General features: G+C 69.0%; 14 protein-coding genes. 10 read left to right on the top strand and 4 right to left on the bottom strand.

Going from position 1 to position 18336, the window contains the following annotated elements; genetic code table 11:
- The first annotated feature begins 1 nt into the window (after position 1).
- The 6 genes from paoC to EV292_RS23110 all read left to right on the top strand — a co-directional run bounded on the left by paoC (position 2) and on the right by EV292_RS23110 (position 10166).
- A complete protein-coding gene (gene paoC, locus EV292_RS11460; protein WP_132909318.1) occupies positions 2 to 2221 on the top strand; it encodes an aldehyde oxidoreductase molybdenum-binding subunit PaoC in 2220 nt (739 codons plus the stop codon).
- 277 nt (positions 2222 to 2498) lie between these two features.
- Positions 2499 to 5666, top strand: coding sequence for a TonB-dependent receptor (locus EV292_RS11465; RefSeq protein ID WP_132909319.1), 3168 nt, complete (start codon positions 2499 to 2501; stop codon positions 5664 to 5666).
- 148 nt (positions 5667 to 5814) lie between these two features.
- Positions 5815 to 6534: a SapC family protein gene (locus EV292_RS11470; RefSeq protein ID WP_132909320.1), complete on the top strand. Its 720-nt coding sequence runs from the start codon at positions 5815 to 5817 to the stop codon at positions 6532 to 6534.
- Positions 6531 to 7556, top strand: coding sequence for a cupin-like domain-containing protein (locus EV292_RS11475; protein WP_243693724.1), 1026 nt, complete (start codon positions 6531 to 6533; stop codon positions 7554 to 7556). The genes EV292_RS11470 and EV292_RS11475 overlap by 4 nt, the downstream gene beginning before the upstream one ends.
- Positions 7553 to 9064 carry a tryptophan halogenase family protein gene (locus EV292_RS11480; RefSeq protein WP_132909321.1) on the top strand — a complete coding sequence of 504 codons (1512 nt, stop codon included), beginning with the start codon at positions 7553 to 7555 and terminating at the stop codon, positions 9062 to 9064. Before EV292_RS11475 ends, EV292_RS11480 begins: the two co-directional genes overlap by 4 nt.
- A 100-nt stretch (positions 9065 to 9164) precedes the next feature.
- The gene (locus tag EV292_RS23110; protein WP_132909322.1) at positions 9165 to 10166 is read left to right on the top strand and encodes an SGNH/GDSL hydrolase family protein; all 1002 of its coding nucleotides are present in this window, start codon (positions 9165 to 9167) and stop codon (positions 10164 to 10166) included.
- Positions 10167 to 10218: 52 nt separating this feature from the next.
- Here EV292_RS23110 and EV292_RS11490 read toward each other — a convergent pair whose 3' ends face one another.
- From EV292_RS11490 to EV292_RS11505, 4 genes are all read right to left on the bottom strand, one after another.
- Positions 10219 to 10542, bottom strand: coding sequence for a Rap1a/Tai family immunity protein (locus EV292_RS11490; RefSeq protein ID WP_132909323.1), 324 nt, complete (start codon positions 10540 to 10542; stop codon positions 10219 to 10221).
- Positions 10539 to 11402, bottom strand: a complete 864-nt coding sequence (locus EV292_RS11495; protein ID WP_132909324.1) for a hypothetical protein — start codon at positions 11400 to 11402, stop codon at positions 10539 to 10541. Before EV292_RS11495 ends, EV292_RS11490 begins: the two co-directional genes overlap by 4 nt.
- 55 nt (positions 11403 to 11457) lie before the next feature.
- A complete protein-coding gene (locus EV292_RS11500; RefSeq protein ID WP_243693725.1) occupies positions 11458 to 11766 on the bottom strand; it encodes a hypothetical protein in 309 nt (102 codons plus the stop codon).
- A 199-nt stretch (positions 11767 to 11965) separates the two neighbouring features.
- Positions 11966 to 12175: a hypothetical protein gene (locus EV292_RS11505; protein ID WP_132909325.1), complete on the bottom strand. Its 210-nt coding sequence runs from the start codon at positions 12173 to 12175 to the stop codon at positions 11966 to 11968.
- A gap of 172 nt (positions 12176 to 12347) precedes the next feature.
- On the opposite strand from EV292_RS11505, the gene EV292_RS11510 reads away from it, so the two are divergent.
- From EV292_RS11510 to EV292_RS11525, 4 genes are all read left to right on the top strand, one after another.
- Positions 12348 to 15542: a TonB-dependent receptor gene (locus tag EV292_RS11510; protein WP_243693726.1), complete on the top strand. Its 3195-nt coding sequence runs from the start codon at positions 12348 to 12350 to the stop codon at positions 15540 to 15542.
- Positions 15543 to 15636: 94 nt separating this feature from the next.
- A complete protein-coding gene (locus tag EV292_RS11515) occupies positions 15637 to 16086 on the top strand; it encodes a cupin domain-containing protein (RefSeq protein WP_132909326.1) in 450 nt (149 codons plus the stop codon).
- A gap of 34 nt (positions 16087 to 16120) precedes the next feature.
- A complete protein-coding gene (locus tag EV292_RS11520) occupies positions 16121 to 17485 on the top strand; it encodes a Gfo/Idh/MocA family oxidoreductase (protein WP_132909327.1) in 1365 nt (454 codons plus the stop codon).
- A gap of 52 nt (positions 17486 to 17537) precedes the next feature.
- Complete coding sequence (locus tag EV292_RS11525) at positions 17538 to 18290, top strand: FadR/GntR family transcriptional regulator (RefSeq protein WP_132909328.1); 753 nt, start codon at positions 17538 to 17540, stop codon at positions 18288 to 18290.
- Positions 18291 to 18336 lie beyond the last annotated feature (46 nt).

Below are 18336 nucleotides of genomic sequence, written 5' to 3' on the forward strand. Positions count from 1 at the left end.
CATGAAGTTCGACACGCCAGCGGGCACCAACCCGATCGACAATATGGTGGTGGTCGGCCGCGCGCACGATCGCATCGACGGCCCGCTCAAGACCAGCGGCCGCGCGCCCTACGCCTATGAGCAGCACGCGGTCGCCGCCAACCAGGCCTATGGCTATGTCGTCGGTGCGGCGGTGGCGAAGGGCCGCATCCGCACGCTCGACACCGCCGCCGCCAAGGCCGCACCCGGCGTGATCGCGGTGGTCACCGCCGCCGACGCGGGCAAGCTCGGCAAGGGCAAGTACAACACGGTCAAGCTGTTCGGCGGCCCCGAGATCGATCACTATCATCAGGCGATCGCGCTGGTGGTGGCGGAGACCTTCGAGCAGGCGCGCGCCGCGGCCGCGCTCGTGCGAGTCGATTACGCGCGCACCAAAGGTCGCTTCGACCTCGACGCCGCGCTCAAGACCGCACCGCTCACCGGCGGCGACAGCGACGAGGGCAGCGGCGCGCCGCCGGTCGATCGCACCGGCGCGTTCGAGACGGCGTTCGCCGCGGCGCCGGTCAAGCTCGACCAGCGCTACACCACGCCCGACCACAGCCACGCCATGATGGAGCCGTTCGCCTCGCTGGCGATGTGGGAGGGCGACGCGCTGACGGTGTGGACCTCCAACCAGATGATCGACTGGGGGCGCGGCGATCTCGCCACCACGCTGGGCATGCCCAAGGAGAAGGTCCGGCTGATCTCGCCCTATGTCGGCGGCGGCTTCGGCGGAAAGCTGTTCCTGCGCGCCGACGCGGTACTGGCGGCGCTCGGCGCGCGCGCGGCGAAGCGGCCGGTCAAGGTCGCGCTCACCCGGCCGCAGATGGCGAACAACGCCACCCACCGCCCCGCGACGCGCCAGCGCATCCGCATCGGCGCGACGCGCGACGGCACGATCACCGCGATCGCGCACGAGAGCGGCTCGGGCGACCAGCCCGGTGGCGGTCCCGAGACCGCGGTCAACCAGACCAAGCTGCTCTACGCCGGCAAGAACCGGCTGACCGCGATGCGATTGGCGGTGCTCGACCTGCCCGAGGGCAATGCGATGCGCGCGCCGGGCGAGGCGCCCGGCATGATGGCGCTGGAGATCGCGATCGACGAGATGGCCGAGCAGCTCAAGCTCGACCCCGTCGACTTCCGCATCCGCAACGACACGATGGTCGATCCCGAGAAGCCCGAGCGGCGCTTCTCCGAGCGCCAGCTGGTGCGCTGCCTGCGCGAGGGCGCCGAGCGCTTCGGCTGGTCGCGGCGCAACGCGACGCCCGCACAGGTGCGCGACGGGCGCTGGCTGGTCGGGATGGGGGTCGCGTCGGCGTTCCGCAACCACATCAACTTCCCCTCGGGCGCGCGCGTGCGGCTCGGGCGCGACGGGCGCGTGACGGTCGAGACCGACATGACCGACATCGGCACCGGCAGCTACACGATCATCGCGCAGACCGCGGCCGAGATGATGGGTGTGCCGATCGAGCAGGTCAGCGTGAAGCTCGGCGATTCCGCTTTCCCGGTATCCGCCGGATCGGGCGGCCAGTTCGGCGCCGCCAACGCCACTGCGGGGGTCTACGCCGCCTGCGTGAAGCTGCGCGAGGCGGTGGCGCAGCGCGTCGGCGTCAACTCGGCCGACGCGCGCTTCACCGGCGGCAAGGTGGTCTCGGGCAATCGCTCGGTGCCGCTCGCCGAGGCGGCGGCGCAGGGTGAGCTGACCGGCGAGGACAAGATCGAATATGGCGGGCTCGACAAGACGTGGCAGCTCTCCACCTTCGGCGCGCATTTCGTCGAGGTGGGCGTCGATGCCTATACCGGCGCGACGCGGCTGCGGCGCATGCTCGCGGTGTGCGCGGCGGGGCGGATCATCAACCCCAAGTCGGCGCGCAGCCAGGTCATCGGCGCGATGACGATGGGCGTGGGTTCGGCGCTGATGGAGGAACTGGCGGTCGACACGCGCTTCGGCCTGTTCGTCAACCACGATCTCGCCAGCTACGAGGTGCCGGTCCATGCCGACATCCCGCACCAGGACGTGATCTTCCTCGACGAGGCCGACGACAAGGCCAATCCGATGAAGGCCAAGGGCGTGGGGGAACTCGGCCTGTGCGGCGTCGGCGCCGCGGTGGCGAACGCGATCTACAATGCCACCGGCGTCCGCGTGCGTGACTATCCGGTCACACTCGACAAGCATCTGGCGGCACTGCCCGCGATGGTGTGATCCGGTGCGGTCACGGCTGCCGCGCGACGCTACGGCCCGCGCGAGTTTGCCGCGCCGCACAAAGCAACGCGCCTCGGATCACTATCCATTTTATAATTCAAATGTTGTAATTAAGCCGGTCAGCAAGTCGTTATTGTCCGATCAATCGCGCGAGAGATTATACCGAAAGACGAGTTGACTTCGCCCTCGCTGATGATAGCGTTAACAGGCGGTGAGACCTCGAGGAGGCTCGCCCGTCGCGAAAACAGGTCGCGGCGAAACGCTAAAGGGGGGGATGATGAAGCATCTCAATTTCTGGTCGACTCTCGCGCTGTCCACGTCGCTCGGCGCGATGGCGATCGCCGGGGCGACGCCGGCGCTGGCGCAGACGGCCGGCGGCGAGCCGTCCGCGACCAACGCGCAGCCCGGGACCGCCGGCTCGGTCGACGAGGACACCGCGCGCAACGCGCCGGTCGGCGCGGAAGAGGGCGGCGCGACCGACGACATCGTCGTCACCGGCATCCGCGCCAGCCTCAATCGCGCGATCGACATCAAGCGCAACTCGCCGGGCGTCGTGGACGCCATCTCGGCCGAGGACATCGGCAAGTTCCCCGACACCAACCTGGCCGAGTCGCTGCAGCGGATCACCGGCGTGTCGATCAACCGCGTCAACGGCGAAGGCTCGCAGGTTGCGGTGCGCGGCTTCTCCGGCGCCTACAATCTGGTGACGATCAACGGCCGCCAGCTGCCGGCATCGAACGTCGACACCAGCGGCGGCAACGGCTTCGCGCGCGGCGCCGGCCGGTCGTTCGATTTCCAGAACATCGCCTCGGAGGGCGTCAGCGGGCTGGAGGTCTACAAGACCGGGCGCGCCGCAGTGCCGACGGGCGGGATCGGCGCGGCGATCAACATCGTCACCCGCAAGCCGCTCGACTCGCGTGAGACCGGCGTCACCGGCTCGATCGGCGCCAAGGCGCTGTACGACAATTCGGTCGAGGATTCGGTCGGCAAGAAGGTGCGCGTCACCCCCGAAGTCTCGGGCCTGCTCAACTATGTGAACGAAGAGAACACCTTCGGTGCGGCGGTGTTCGGCAGCTATCAGCTGCGCCGCTCGGCCTCGGTCCAGTCGACGCCCAATTACTGGAACGTCGTGCCCAACGCGACCTTCTTTACGCCGGGCACCTATGTCAACGCGCAGACGGTGATCGAGAACCGGCCGACCACGCCCTACGTGCTGGTGCCCAACGACAGCCGCTACGCGCTGTCCGAGAACCGCCGCGAGCGCATCAACTTCCAGGGCATCCTGCAATTCCGCCCGGCCGACAACCTCGAGCTGAGCATCGACAGCCTGTTCGCCCAGAACCGGCTGCGCGAGCTCCGCAGCGAGCAGACCAACTGGTTCAACCGGCCGTTCAGCCGCGTCACGTTCGACGACAACCCCAACATGGCCAGCGCGGTGGTGCTGACCGACTATCTGCCGAGCGGCCCGAAGGACGAGGGCTTCGAGCAGCAGGCGCTCGCGACGCGCAGCCGCCTCGCCTCGGTCGGCGGCAACGTGAAGTGGGACTTCGCGGACAATTTCACGCTGACCGTCGACGCGCACCACTCGGTGTCGCGCACCACGCCGGACAATCCCAACGGCACCTCAGCGACCCTGTTCTCGATGGGTGCGCCGGTCGTCGGCAACCACACGCTCGACTTCACCACCGGATTCCCGCAGCAGTCGCAGATCCTCAACGACTGCGTGAAGGGCAATTGCAACAACGTCCTCGACGCGGGTGACCTGGGCACGCAGATCGCGCGCACCGTGTACGCGCGCCAGACCCAGCGGATCGACCAGGCGCAGGCGCGACTGGGCTGGGATCTCGGCGGCGGCAGCCGCTTCGACGTCGGCGCCAGCTACACCGACTCGGAGATGCGCTCGACCCAGGCACAGTCGCAGCAGACGCTGGGCAATTGGGGCATCGAGGACACCGGGCTGGTCCAGCAGCTCGCCGGCGACCTGGTCGACACCTATTGCCTCACCTGCAAGTTCGACAAGTTCAACCCGAACGCGAGCGGTGCCTCGCTGGTGGCCTTCCGCGGCAATGCGGTCGACCTGCTCGACGTGTTCGGGCCGTATTACGCCTCGCGCGGCAATGCGAGCATCCCGTCGGCGCCCGCGGACGATCTGGTCAATGAGAAGATCTGGGCCGCCTTCGGCCAGTTCACCTGGAACGGCGAGGTGGCGGGCCGGCCCACCAACCTCGTGATCGGCGCGCGCTACGAGAAGACCCGCGTGCGGTCGGACGCGGTGCAGACCTACAACAACATCGTCTGGACCTCGGACAACGATTTCCGCGGCGATGCCAGCGGCATCTTCACCTCGGTACGCCAGCGCGGCAGCTATGAGAATCTGCTGCCCGCGGTCGACTTCAGCATCGAGCCGATCCGCAACGTGAAGGCACGCGTCTCGTTCAGCCGCACGATCGCGCGGCCGGACTATGGCAATCTGTTCGCCACCGCCACCGCCTCCGCACCCGGCCGCCCGACGCTGCTCGGCGGCACCCCTGGCGGCAGCTCGGGCAATGCCAACCTGCAGCCGCTCCAGTCGGACAATTTCGACGTCTCGGTGGAATGGTATTACAAGCCGTCGAGCTTCGTGTCGGTCGGCTTCTTCGACAAGCGCGTCGCCAATTTCCTCGGTACCGGCGTGGTGCAGCAGACCCTGTTCGGCCTGCGCGATCCCACCTCGGGGGCGGCGGGCTCGCGCTCGGGCGTGGCGGCGGCATATCTCCGCACTGCGGGCCGCGACCTCAGCGACGTGAACCTGTTCACCTACACCGCGCTGCTGATCCAGAACAACGGCAACCAGGCGGCGGCGACGCAGCAGTTCGAGGCCAATTACTCGAACGGTGCGCTCAACCAGGGCTTCGTCGACAGCGTCCTCAACCAGATCGACATCTCGGGCGACTCCAACGACCCGTTGTTCAACTTCTCGGTCTCGCAGCCGATCAACAATCGCGAAGGCCGGATCAACGGCTTCGAATTGGCCTGGACCAACTTCTTCGGCGACACCGGCTTCGGGTTCGCGGGGTCGTACACCAAGGTGAACGGCGACGTGAACGTGGATCCGTTCGCCGATCCGACGGTCAACATCTTCGCGCTGACCGGGCTGGGTGACAGCGCCAACGCCACCGGCATCTACGACAAGAACGGGATCTCGGCGCGCGTCGCGTACAATTGGCGCGCCAAGTATCTCGCGGCGACCAACCAGGGCGCGGATCGCAACCCGCTGTTCGTGGCGCCGTTCGGCACGCTCGATGTCAATATCAGCTACGACCTCAACGACTCGATCGCGGTCACGCTGGAAGGCATCAATCTGACGGGCGAGTCGGTGCGGACCTATGGCCGCACCAAGCGCAACCTGGTGTTCGCGCAGGAGCTCAAGCCGCGCTTCCTGCTGGGCGCCCGTTACCGCTTCTGACGACGGGGAGGGCGTCACCACCGGTGGCGCCCTCCACCGATAGAGTCACATCCGTCGACCGATCATGCCGTCGGCGCTTCCGCCGCGGCGCGGTCTGGTGCAGAAGACGCGTCGGAGAGGGGCGGCGGTGCCGCACCAAGAGAGTCGAATGAATCGCGTCCTGCTCAACAACATCGACCATGCCGAGTTGCGCGTCGCGGTGCGCGCCGGCGCGCCGTTCGGCGACAGCGTCAATCAGCTGCCCGTCTTCCCCGCCGAGTTCGAGGAAGCGCAGCGTGACTTTCCGATCGTCTTCCGCCGCGACGGTGACGCGATCGACGCCTTCGTCCTGCTCGGGCTCGACCGCGACGAGAATCTCTTCCTCGGCGACCAGGGCTGGACCAGCCGCTTCGTTCCCGCGGTGCAGCGGCGCGGCCCCTTCTCGATCGCGGTCGCGCGCGACGCCGCCGGCGCGGAGACCGGCGAGCCGATGATCCATGTCGATCTCGACGACCCGCGCGTCGGCGCCGACGACGGGCTGCCGATGTTCCTGCCGCAGGGCGGCGACGCACCCTATCTCCAGCATGTCGCGGCGGCGTTGCGCGTGATCTACCAGGGGATGCAGGACGCGCGCGCGGTGAACGCCGAACTCGCCGCCGCGGGGCTGCTGCGCGAGGTGGTGATGCAGATCGACCTCGGCGACGACGCCGGCTACGATCTGCCCGGGCTGCTCGCCATCGACGAGGCGGCGCTCGCCGCGCTGCCCGATGCGACGCTCGCGCGCCTGCATCGCGCCGGGTTGCTGCGCGTCGCGACGATGGCGGCGGCGTCGATCGCGAACGTGCCGCGGCTGATCGAGCTGAAGAACCGGAAGCGGGGCGCGGCGTGAGCGGCGCGATCACCGAGCGGCGCGCGCGCGAGATCGACGCGCGTGATCCTGCGGCGCGCGACCTGGCGGCGCTGGTCGCGGCGGGTGAGCCGGTGGTGGTGCGCGGGCTGGTGGCCGACTGGCCGCTGGTCGCGGCGGGGCGCGCCGGCGCGCGCGCGCTCGCCGATTACCTGCTCGATTTCTACAACGGCCATCCGGTGGTGGGTTACACCGCGCGCGCCGAACTGGGCGGGCGCTATTTCTACGACGCCGATCTGACCCGGCTCGACTTCGACGGCGAACGCGTGCGGCTCGACGATTATCTCGCGCGGCTGCTCGCCGCGCAGGGTCGCGACGATGCCGAGTCCTTCTATGTTGGGTCGACCGACCTCGACCTGTTCTTCCCCGGCTTCACCGAGGCGAACGCGCTGCCCGCGGCCGGGTTCGATCGCGCGCTGCGCAGCATCTGGATCGGCAACCGCACCACCGCGGTCGCGCATCACGACATGTCGAACAACGTCGCCTGCGTCGGCGCGGGGCATCGGCGCTTCACCTTGTTCCCGCCGGAGCAGGTGGCGAACCTCTATCCCGGCCCGCTTGCGCCGACGCCGGGAGGGCAGGTGGTGTCGATGGTCGACTTCCGTGCCCCCGACCTGACGCGCTTTCCCCGTTTCGCCGCGGCGGTCGAGGCGGCGCAGGTGGCGGAGCTGGGACCGGGCGATGCGGTCGTCTACCCGGCGCTGTGGTGGCACCAGGTCGAGGCACTCGACGACCTCAACGTCCTCGTCAATTACTGGTGGAACGAGGCGCCCGCGTTCATGGACACCCCGATGAACACGCTGCTCCACGCGCTGCTCAGCCTGCGCGATCGCCCCGCGGCAGAGAAAGCGGCGTGGCGCGCGATGTTCGATTATTATGTCTTCGAGGATCCGGCGCTGCCGGCGGCGCATCTGCCGGCCCATGCGCGCGGCGCGCTGGCGCGGCTCGACGATCTCGGCGCACGCCGGCTGCGGGCCGAGCTGCTGCGGAAGCTCAACCGATGAGGCCGGTGCGTCGTGTCGTCATCGCCGGGGGCGGCACCGCGGGCTGGCTCGCCGCGGCGCTGCTGACGCGACAGCTCGGCGGCATGATCGCGGTGACGCTGGTCGAGTCGGAGGAGATCGGCACAGTCGGGGTCGGTGAATCGACCATCCCGACGGTGCGCGCCTTCCACGGCCTGATCGGCGTGGACGAGGAGGATTTCGTCCGCGCCACCGGCGCCAGCTACAAGCTCGGCATCTCGTTCGAGGGCTGGTCGCGCGCGGACGAGCGCTATTTCCACTCGTTCGGCACCGTTGGCCAATCGACCTGGATGGCGGAGTTCCACCATTTCTGGCTCGAAGCGCGTGCGCAGGGCGTCGCGGCCGACCTAGGCGCCTATTGCGTCGAGCACGAGGCCGCGCGCGCCGAGCGCTTCGCAGGGCGGCCCGACGCGTCGCTCAACTATGCCTTCCACTTCGACGCGGCTCGCTACGCGCGCTACCTGCGCGAGCGCTGCGAGAGTGACGGGCTGTTTCGCATCGAGGGCCGGATCGACCGCGCCGAACGCGATGCCGAGGGCGACATCGCCGCGCTGGTGATGGCGGACGGGCGCCGTGTCGAGGGCGACCTGTTCATCGACTGCACGGGCTTCCGCGCGTTGCTGATCGGTGAGACGCTGGGGGTCGGTTACGAGGATTGGACGCACTGGCTGCCGACCGATCGCGCCATCGCGGTCCAGACCGCGGCGACCGGCCCTGCGGTGCCCTATACGCGCGCGATCGCGCATGACGCCGGCTGGCAGTGGCGTATCCCGCTCCAGCATCGGCTCGGCAACGGCATCGTCTACAGCGGCGCGCACCTGTCGGACGACGCCGCCCGCGCGCGGCTGCTCGACACCGTCACGGGCGAGGTGCTGATCGAGCCGCGGCTGATCCGCTTCCGCACCGGTCGGCGCGCGCGCGCGTGGGAGCGCAACTGCGTCGCGCTCAGCCTCGCCAGCGGCTTCGTCGAGCCGCTCGAGTCGACCAGCATCCACCTCATCATGATCGCGCTGACGCGCTTGCTCCAGCTCTTCCCCTATGACGGGGCGACCGCGTCGCTGGCGACGCGCTTCAACGACATGGCGCAGCGCGAGATCGAGGGGGTGCGCGACTTCATCATCCTCCATTATCACCTCAACCAGCGCGACGAGCCGTTCTGGCACCATCTGCGCGAGATGCCGCTGCCCGACAGCCTGGCCGAGCGGATCGCGCTGTTCCGCGAGGGCGCGCAGGCGTTCCAGGCGAACGACGAGCTGTTCACCGTCACCTCCTGGGTCCAGGTCATGCTGGGACAGCGGCTGACGCCGCGCTCGTACAATCGCGTCGCGCAGATGATGCCGCCCGGGCGGCTGGCGGAGGCGCTCGACGGGATGGCGCGCGGCATCGCCGGGCAGGTCGCCGCGCTGCCGGCGCACCAGGCCTATCTCGACCGGCTGGTCGGCGCGTCCGCGGCACCGGCGGCCGCGCGCTCCAGCGCGGTGGCGCGCTGACCCTCGACGGACCGCCGGCTCTCCCGTCGCGCGCGTCATTGCGCGACGCCCGCGGAGGAGATAGCCTCGGCGGATAAGAACAGGACAGGGGAGGATCTTCATGATCAAGGGCATCGCGCGCGCGTGCTGCGCGGCCGCCATCGCGGTGGCGACACCCGCGGCGGCGCAGACCGCGCCTTATTCGTCGCTCACCGTCTTCGGCGACAGTCTGGTCGATGCGGGCAACATCCGCTCGCTCAACCTCGGTGCCGACCCCGCCCAGGGCTACTACCAGGGCCGTTTCACCAACGGCTATGACTATACCGACCTGCTCAGCATCGCGATGTACGGCACGCCGACCCTCGCATCGAACGCGGGCGGCAGCAATTACGCGTTCGGCGGGTCGCGTGCGACCGCGACCACGCCGATCTTCGATGCCGGCGAGCAGGTGGCGCTCTACGCCGCCGCGGTCGCCAGCGGCAAGGCGGTCGATCCCACCGGGCTGTACGTCCTCAACTTCGGCGGCAACGACGTGTTCGCCGCGCTCGCGCCGGGCGCTCCGGCAGGCTATGCCAGCGACACCGCCTTCCTGCTCGACGCGGCGAAGCAATATGCCGCGGCGATCGGCGCGCTCGACGCGCTGGGCGCGCGCACCATCCTGGTCACCGGCTTCCCGGTCGCCACCGCGGGGGCGCCGCTCGACTTCTCGATGGAGGCCGAGGGATATCTGAACAATGCGATCGCGGGTCTGTCGCTCTCTGCCGGTACCACCTTGCTGCGCTACAGCTATCTCGACTTCTTCGGGCGATTGCAGGCGGACCCGGGCGCCTTCGGACTGCCGACGCCATTGATCCTGCCGGACGCCAGCACGCCGGCGACGCTGGCGGCCACGACTTGCCAGGGGAGTGGCGCGCTGCCGGCCTGCACGGGCTTCTTCTCGTTCGATGGCGTCCACCCGACCGCGGCGGTGCATCAGGCGCTCTACGACGATATCAACCGGACCTTCGGCCTCGGCCTGCCCGCGGTGCCCGAACCGACGACCTGGGCGATGATGATCCTCGGCTTCGCGGCGGTGGGCGCGGCGCTGCGGCGCCGACGTACGGCGATGCCGCTCGCCGCCTGATCTCCATGGCGGTGTCGCGGCAGGAGCGCCGCGATCGCCGTCGCCTACCGCGTCAGCGGCGCTTGCAGGGGTAAGCGGCGCGCAGCGCGTCGCGCACCACGAAGGCGGGCGCGGCGGTCGCCTTGCGTCCGCGCTTGCGGAGATATTTGCGCACGGTCGCGGCGACCTTCATGTTTGACGCGCGCGCGGGCGAGGGGCAGATCTGACGCGCGAGCGACAGCGCGTCGAACTCGGCCAGGATATAGCCGGTGCAGAAATTGGCGGTGGGGTCGTCGTCCTTGCCGCGGCACAGCTCGACCAGTTGCGGCGTGGTGATCGAGCTCACCACCACCGGACGGTCGGCCGCGGCGGCGAGCAGCGCGAGGAACAGGCTCATCGATCGGCCTCCATCGTCGCGCCGCCGGCGTTCGCCGCGGCGAGATAGGGGAGCAGGCGCACGCGCGGGAAGACGTCGTCGAGCGGTTTGACGTCGGGCAGGACGTAGACGATCCCGCCCTTGCGCTCGAACTGCGGTCGCAGCTTGCCGGTGTAGAAGCGAGAGCCGACGTTGATGCAGCCGAACGAGATGCGATTGTCCTCGGGGCTGGGCGAGAGCAGCCGCTCCACCCGCCGCTCTTTCTTGGTGATCGAGGTCACCGCGTGGAGCGCGACGTTGTTGGCGTAATCGACCCACAATACCCGCTGACGCCCGAAGGCGCGCCCGAACTTCGCGACGAAGCGGCCCGCGGGGGTGGTCCGCTCGGCCGGACCGATCTCGTCGAGATTCTTGGCGCCGACGCCGGGAGAGGAATCGTCGCCGATCCCGATGCCGAGCAGCACCGGTGCCTCGCCGAGGAAGTGCCCGTCGGCGGCGAAGAGGTAGAGCGTGGCGGCCGGTTTATCGATCACCGCATAAGGCAGGCCGGCATTGTCCTGGGCGGCCGCGACCCAGGCGATCACGCGCTCGGCCGCCTCGCTGCGTGGCAGAGCGGGGACGACGGGCGTCGGTGCGAGCGCGCGGGCGGGGCGTTTCGCCGCCGTCTTCTTGGCCGCCGTCTTCTTCGCGGTTTTGGCCGGCGTCTTGGATGCGGCAGTGGCCCGCGCCTTCGCCGCCCCCGCCTTGGGGGCCGCCGCGGCGGGCGCCTTCTGTGCGGGAGCGGGCCGGGCGGCGACGGCGCCCGCCGCCAGCGGGAGCGCGGCGACCAGCGCCGCGCCCAGCAGTCGGCGCGAAGCAACGCGGAACGTGGACGTGATCATCCCAGCCTTGTTCGGCAGAGCCGCCCCGCGATGCAAGCGCGTCGTGTCACCGGCCTCAGCCGCGCGGACGACGCTGGCGCTGCTGCATCTGCTGCATCTGCTGGTCGAGCCCGTCGACCCGGCCGTTGATCTGGTCGATCCGCTGGCCGTTCTGCTGCGCCTGGGCGGCGGCGGCCTGCGCCTGGGTCAAGGCCTGGCCCGAGGTGCCCTCGACGGTGCGAAGGCGGCCGTCGAGGCCATCGATACGCGTGTTGACGGTCGCGATCTGCTCGCGAACGAAGCCCTTGGTCGCGCAACCCCCGAGGGCGGTGCCACCGACCACGATCATCGCGAGCGCGGTATAACGGGGAAGATTGGAACGCATCTACTTACCTCTCAGAGCATGAGGGATGGACAGAGAGCGCGATTGCGCCCGCACTGACAACGTCCCGGCGCCTGAACCTGTGGTTAATGCCACAGTAGGAACCGTCCCGTTGAGAGCGCGAAACGATCGGCGGTGGCTCTGGGATCCCGATGCGGAGAGGGAGGCGCCGCTCCCCCGAGGGGGAGCGGCCGGCCGGGGGTCAAAGCGTGGTGAGAACCACGCCGACCACCAGCGCCTGCGCCGCGATCGCCAGCGCGGTGCTGGCGGCGGTCTCGAACATACGCATGAGGTAGTCTCCGATTGCCGGATATGACCGGCGAGGGAGCACATGGCGATCGTTGCGCCGGCGCGCAATAATCGAACTCGACATGCGTAGTTGCACGGGTTGCAACTGGGCATAGCGGTGCATTCTCAAATGGTCTGCTCGCTCATCATCGCCCCCACCGTTCACGCCATGCTGACGGGCTTGGTGCCACCGATCCTATATGGTCAACCAAACACGCTTGACCGGTCAGATAGGATAGCGCTAACATCGTTTTTACGTAGCCGGCAGGAAGCCGGCGCGTGGGAGGAGAGAGATGATGGTTGATCGCGCATCGTCGCGCCGTGCCGGTACGGTCATGGCCCTGCTGCTCGGTACCGCCGCATGGCCCGCTTTGGCACAGACCAGCGCTGAGCCCGCGCCGACGGCGTCCTCTTCGTCGAGCGCTACCACCACCGCCGACGCCGCGACCCAGCAGGGGGCGGGCAACACTGCACCCACCGAGATCAATTCGGTCGACCAGGCCCCGGCCGATCCGTCCACGACCGGTAACGAGGATATCGTCGTCACTGGCTATCGTGCCTCGCTGGAGAGCCAGACCAACGCCAAGAAGAACTCGATCGGCTTCACCGACACGATCTTCGCCGAGGACATCGGCAAATTTCCCGACACCAATATCGCCGAGTCCGTCAACCGCATCCCGGGCGTGACGATCAGCCGCGAGGTGACGGGCGAGGGCGCCAATGTCGCGATCCGCGGGCTGGGCACCAACTTCACCCGCGTCCTGCTCAACGGCGCCCCGGTGGCGATCGCCTCGGTCCGTTTCGACGCGCAGAGCACCAACCGCGAGGTCGACCTCGATCTCATCCCGACCGAGCTCTTCACCCAGCTCACCGTCAGCAAGTCGCCGGTGGCCAGCCAGCTCGAGGGTGGCGCGGCCGGCACGGTCAACCTGCGGTCGGCGCGGCCCTTCGACAATCCCAAGCCCTATATCAGTTATGGCCTGCAAGGGTCGAAGGTGAGCGCCGCCGACCGCTGGGGCTATCGCGGTTACGCGCTCGCCAGCGCGACCTTCGGCGATTTCGGCATCCTCGTCGGCGGCGCCGCGGTGAAGAACCGTTTCCAGGTCAACGGCTATGAGACGATCGGCTTCACCAACCCCAATCTGACCGCGGCGCAGAACAGCGCCGCGACGCGCAACGCCACGGGCGGCGGCAATTTCAGCATTCCCGGCACCGTCCCGGTCAACGCGGGCGCCGGCCTGACCGCGGGCACGGTGATCGACCAGGCGTTCCTGCTCGCGCGCAACCCCGGCGCGACGATCGACCAGATCGACAATGGCATCCTGCCGCGGCTCAGCCGCCCGCGCACCGAGGTGGGCGAGCGGACGCGGTACAACGGCCTCGTCTCGCTGGAATGGCGGCCGAGCGACGCCGTCCATTTCTATGTCGACGGCATGTACGGCAAGCGCAACACCGATTTCACGCGCACCGCGATGAACTGGGTGGTGCGCAACGGCGCGGTGATCCCGCTCAACACCAGCTATGACCGGTCGGACTGTACGGCGGGCTGCACCGTGACCGGTGGCACCTATGCCAACTCGCAGTTCTTCCTCGAATATCGACCCTATCGTGACCGGCAGGACTATTGGGGCGTGAACCCCGGTGCCGAGTTCGTGGTGAACGATTTCATCAAGGGCGACCTCCAGGTCAATTACACCAAGAGCAATTTCCGTCGCGAGAGCCCGACCGTGCTGGTCATCACCCCGCCCAACAGCGGGGTCGTGGTCGAGTACGACAACAGCACGGGCGGGATCCCGACGCTGACCACCAACGTCGACCTCAACAACCCGGCCAATTTCGGCTGGAACGGCGGCGGCCGGGTCAACCTCAACGGCGAGGAGCGCGAGACCGAGACCAAGGGTATCCGCGGCAGCCTGTTGTTCGGCGACGAGAAGCGCTTCAGCGTCCGCGTCGGCGGCGCCTATGACGAGGTGCGTCGCCGCATCACCCCCTTCGACAACACCAATCCGTGGCAGAACGCGATCTGCGGCAACGCGCCCAGCGTCTCGCTGATCGCGCCCAACACCGGGACGACGCCCTGTACCGGGCTCAACCAGCCCGGCACCACGCCGCCGGCGGGTTTCCCCACCTATCCGGGCTATGGCACCAATTACACCGCGGGGCAGCCGCCGATCAGCTACGCCGGCTCGCTCATCCCCACCGCGGCGGTGCCGAGCTTCCTGCTGCCCGGCAGCAACGGCTTCATCACGGTCGACTGGGACAAGTTCAAGGCGGCGACCAATTATGACACGCTGCTCGCCGGCGCGACCGAGGCCGGCACCGGCAGCAGCGGCGCGAACGGTGGTCTGATCGACGAGAAGGTCACCGGCACCTTCGTCGAGGGCAACGGCATCGTCGACATCGGCGAGAACACGCTGCGGCTCAACGGCGGCCTGCGTTACGTCCGCACCGAGCAGATCGTCGGCGGACGCGTCAGCGTCCCCGATCCCCGCAACGCGACGATCGCGGACGGCGGGCGCTATCCCAACACGATCACCTTCCCGACGACGCGCACCGTCTATTCCAACTTCCTGCCCTCGGCGAGCCTCGCCCTGGACTTCGCTGGCAAGGCGGTGGCGCGCGCCTCGGTGTCGCGGACGCTCACGCGCCCCGATCCGAACGCGCTCCTGCCCGGCGCGAGCTTCGTCGCGCCCTCGGCCGACATCGGCAACGTCGGCAACAACGCGCTCGACCCCTATGTCTCGGACAATATCGACCTAGGCTTCGAATATTACACCGGCGGCGAGGGCGTGATCGCGGTCGCGGCGTTCCGCAAATCAATCACCGGCTTCACCGTCAACGGCAACATCACGGTGCCCTTCTCCTATCTGGAGCCGTTCGGCATCACGGTCGACTCGCTCACCCAAGCGCAGCGCGACGCGCTCGCCTCGCGTGCCACCGGGGGGCAGGCGCTCAGCCAGGTGCCCATCGTCATCCAGCAGCAGGTCAATTCGGACGGCAAGCTCAAGGTCAACGGGCTCGAGTTCCAGATCACCCAGCCGCTCGACTTCCTGACGCAATATATCGGCGTGCGCGGCTTCGGCGTGCAGGGCAATCTGACGCTGATCGACCAGAAGGGCGAGGGCGCGGGTGCCCCCGCGGTGGCGCTCGGCGTCGCGCCGACCACCTATACGCTCACCGGCTATTACGAGGGCAACGGCATCTCGAGCCGGCTGACCTATACGTACAACGAGGGGTCGCAGGGTTCGAACCTCAATCAGAACGGTATCGCCGCGGCGTCGATCTTCGGGCGCAACTACGGACAGCTCGATTTCTCGGGCAACATCGATCTCTCCAAGATCCTGGGCAACGCCTATCTGCCGACGCTCACGGTCAACGTCATCAACATCACCAAGGAGGCGCAGGGCAGCTACTTCCAGTTCCCCAACGCCACCTTCAACGAGTATAATCCCGGCCGCACCTTGCTCCTGGGCATTCGCGGCCGGTTCTGACCCGATCCCTCCCGGGAGCACTGCGGGCCGGGCCACGGCCTGGCCCGCGTCTTTGATCCCGCCCCGCGTCAGGGGCAGCACCGAGGAGCGCGCGATGCGCAGACGCAGCAGGGACGTCGCCTTGATCGCCGCGGGGATCGCGCTCGGTGCCGCCGCACCGGGGGTGGCGCGCACCGCGGCCGGCGCGGTGCTCGGCCCCGCGGTGTTCGACTGGTCGCGCCTCGTCGCGACGCCGACCCCGACCGGTGCGGTGCGTCAGGTGGTGCGACGTCCCACCGCGACGCTGCGCGAACTCGAGATCCACGTCACCACGCTCGATCCGGGGCGATCCTCGCACCCGCCGCACACGCATCCCAACGAGGAACTGGTGATCGTCGATGCCGGCACGGTGGAGACGCTGTCGGCAGGGACATGGCAGCGCGTCGGTCCCGGTTCGGTGATCTTCAACGCCTCGAACGCGCCGCACGCGCTGCGCAACGTCGGCACCGCGCCGGCCCGCTACCACGTCGTCAATTGGTCGACCGACGCCACCCCCGAGCGGTGAGGCGGCGGAGCGGCCCGGTGAGCAGGAGAGGGACATGATGATGCCGATCACCCGTCGCGGCGCGCTGAAGGGCGCGGCGCTCGCCGGTTTTCCCGCGATCATTCCGGCGAGCGTGCTGGGTGCCGCCGCGCCGAGCAAGCGCATCAACGTCGGCGCGATCGGCGTCGGGCGGATCAGCCGCGGTCACGACATGAAGGAGGTGCTGCGCCACGACGACGCGCATATCGTCTCGGTCTGCGACCTCGACACGCGGCGGCTCGCCGAGGGGCAGCGCTTCGTCGACTCGGCCTATGCGGCGCGGCGCGGCGCGGCGTATCGCGGGACGCGCGCGCACGACGATTATCGCGCCTTGCTGGCCGACCGCGACGTCGATGCCGTGCTGATCTCCACCCCCGACCACCAGCATGCGCGGCTCGCGATCGACGCGGTCCGTGCGGGCAAGGACGTGTATCTCCAGAAGCCCGCCGCGCTGACCATCGCGGAAGGCCGCGCGATGGTGCGGGCGGTGGAGGCGTCCGGCCGGATCCTCCAGATCGGCTCGCAGCAGCGCGGGCAGGAACCGTGGCCGCAATTCCATCGCGCCTGTGAGCTGGTTCGCAACGGCCGGATCGGCACGGTGCTGCGGGTCGAGGTGGGGCTGCCCGGTGACCCGGCGGGACCGCCCGCCCCGGCGATGCCGATCCCGACGAACCTCAACTACGACGCGTGGCTCGGCTCCACCCCCGAAGTCTATTACACCGAGCGGCGCGTCCACCCGCAGGATTCGATCGACGCGCGGCCGGGCTGGCTGCGCTGCGAGCAGTTCGGCGCGGGCATGATCACCGGCTGGGGCGCGCATCACATCGACATCGCGCACTGGGGAATGGACACCGAGCTGACCGGCCCGGTCGAGATCTGGGGCAAAGCGGAGTTCCCGCGCGGCGGCTTGTGGGACGTCCACGGCGCGTTCGAGACGCACGCGCGCTATGCCAACGGCGTGCTGATGACCGTGTCGGGCACCTTGCCCAATGGCGTGAAGTTCATCGGCGACGACGGCTGGATCTTTGTCACGCGCAGCGGCCCCGTCACCGCCAGCGACCCCGGCGGCGCACAAGTCACTCCGCTGGCGGCGAGCGATCCGCGGATCCTCGCCAGCGCGATCGGTGCGGGCGAGACCAGGCTGCGCCGGACGCCCGAACAGCATCGCGACTGGCTCGACGCGATCAAGGTTCGCGGTACGGTCGCGGCGCCCGCCGAGATCGGGCATCGCGCCTGCTCGACCTGTCTGCTCCACTGGGCGGCGATGAAGACCGGGCGGCGGCTGCGCTGGGATCCCGCGGCCGAGCGGTTCGTCAGCGACGCGGCGGCGGACAAGCTGCTCAGCCGGCCGCAGCGCGCGGGCTATGCGATCGCGGTCTGACCGGCGCGGCCGCCGAATTGCCCTCGTGTCGGCGGGGGCGTAGGCTCGCGCCATGCCCGACCCCGACGATCGCCGCCTCTATACCCGGATCTCGCGCGACATCGGGCGACGGATCATCGAGGGCGAATATGGCGTGGGCGAGCGGCTCCCGCCCGAGCGCGTGCTGGCGCAGACCTATGGCGTGTCGCGCCCGACGGTACGCGAGGCGATCATCGCGCTCGAGGTCGACGAACTGGTCGAGGTCCGGATGGGCTCGGGCGTCTTCGTGATCGCCACCGTGCCCAAGGGCGGGGTGCGCGTCGAGGACGACATCGGCCCGTTCGAGCTGCTCGAGGCGCGGCGCGCGATCGAGGGCGAGACCTGCGCGCTGGCGGCGCAGCGGATCGGCCCGGCCGAGCTGCTCCAGCTGCAGGAGCTGCTCGACGAGATGAAGCGGGCGGGCACCGCCGAGCTGGAGCGATGCGAGCGCGCCGATTACGAGTTCCACCTCGTCATCGCGCGCGCGAGCGAGAACAGCGGTCTGGTCGCCGCGATCGACATGCTGTGGAAGTCGCGCGACCGCTCGCCGCAATATCAACTGATGATCAGCAAGGCGCATGCGGCCGGGGTGGTGCCGCGCCACAGCGAGCATCTCGCGATCCTGAACGCGCTGCGCGCAGGGAATCCCGAGACGGCGCGCGAGGCGATGCGCGCGCATATCAGCCGCGTACTGGAGGACTTCATGAGCGCCACCGAGGTGCATGAGGTCGAACAGGCCCGCCAGCGCCTCGCCAAGCAGCGCGAGCGGTTCGCGCTGCGCGCCTAGACGCCGCGCGATCACCGACCCACGACCGTTCCGTCGATCGATCACC

Origin of the sequence: Sphingomonas sp. BK235, from assembly GCF_004345855.1 — a bacterium.
Classification (GTDB): domain Bacteria; phylum Pseudomonadota; class Alphaproteobacteria; order Sphingomonadales; family Sphingomonadaceae; genus Sphingomonas.

Coding starts and splice junctions, on each gene's coding strand:
- paoC (WP_132909318.1), top strand. CDS start 2: ATGAAGTTCGACACGCCAGCGGGCACCAACCCGATCGACAATATGGTG.
- EV292_RS11465 (WP_132909319.1), top strand. CDS start 2,499: ATGAAGCATCTCAATTTCTGGTCGACTCTCGCGCTGTCCACGTCGCTC.
- EV292_RS11470 (WP_132909320.1), top strand. CDS start 5,815: ATGAATCGCGTCCTGCTCAACAACATCGACCATGCCGAGTTGCGCGTC.
- EV292_RS11480 (WP_132909321.1), top strand. CDS start 7,553: ATGAGGCCGGTGCGTCGTGTCGTCATCGCCGGGGGCGGCACCGCGGGC.
- EV292_RS23110 (WP_132909322.1), top strand. CDS start 9,165: ATGATCAAGGGCATCGCGCGCGCGTGCTGCGCGGCCGCCATCGCGGTG.
- EV292_RS11490 (WP_132909323.1), bottom strand. CDS start 10,542: ATGAGCCTGTTCCTCGCGCTGCTCGCCGCCGCGGCCGACCGTCCGGTG.
- EV292_RS11495 (WP_132909324.1), bottom strand. CDS start 11,402: ATGATCACGTCCACGTTCCGCGTTGCTTCGCGCCGACTGCTGGGCGCG.
- EV292_RS11500 (WP_243693725.1), bottom strand. CDS start 11,766: ATGCGTTCCAATCTTCCCCGTTATACCGCGCTCGCGATGATCGTGGTC.
- EV292_RS11505 (WP_132909325.1), bottom strand. CDS start 12,175: ATGCACCGCTATGCCCAGTTGCAACCCGTGCAACTACGCATGTCGAGT.
- EV292_RS11510 (WP_243693726.1), top strand. CDS start 12,348: ATGGTTGATCGCGCATCGTCGCGCCGTGCCGGTACGGTCATGGCCCTG.
- EV292_RS11515 (WP_132909326.1), top strand. CDS start 15,637: ATGCGCAGACGCAGCAGGGACGTCGCCTTGATCGCCGCGGGGATCGCG.
- EV292_RS11520 (WP_132909327.1), top strand. CDS start 16,121: ATGATGATGCCGATCACCCGTCGCGGCGCGCTGAAGGGCGCGGCGCTC.
- EV292_RS11525 (WP_132909328.1), top strand. CDS start 17,538: ATGCCCGACCCCGACGATCGCCGCCTCTATACCCGGATCTCGCGCGAC.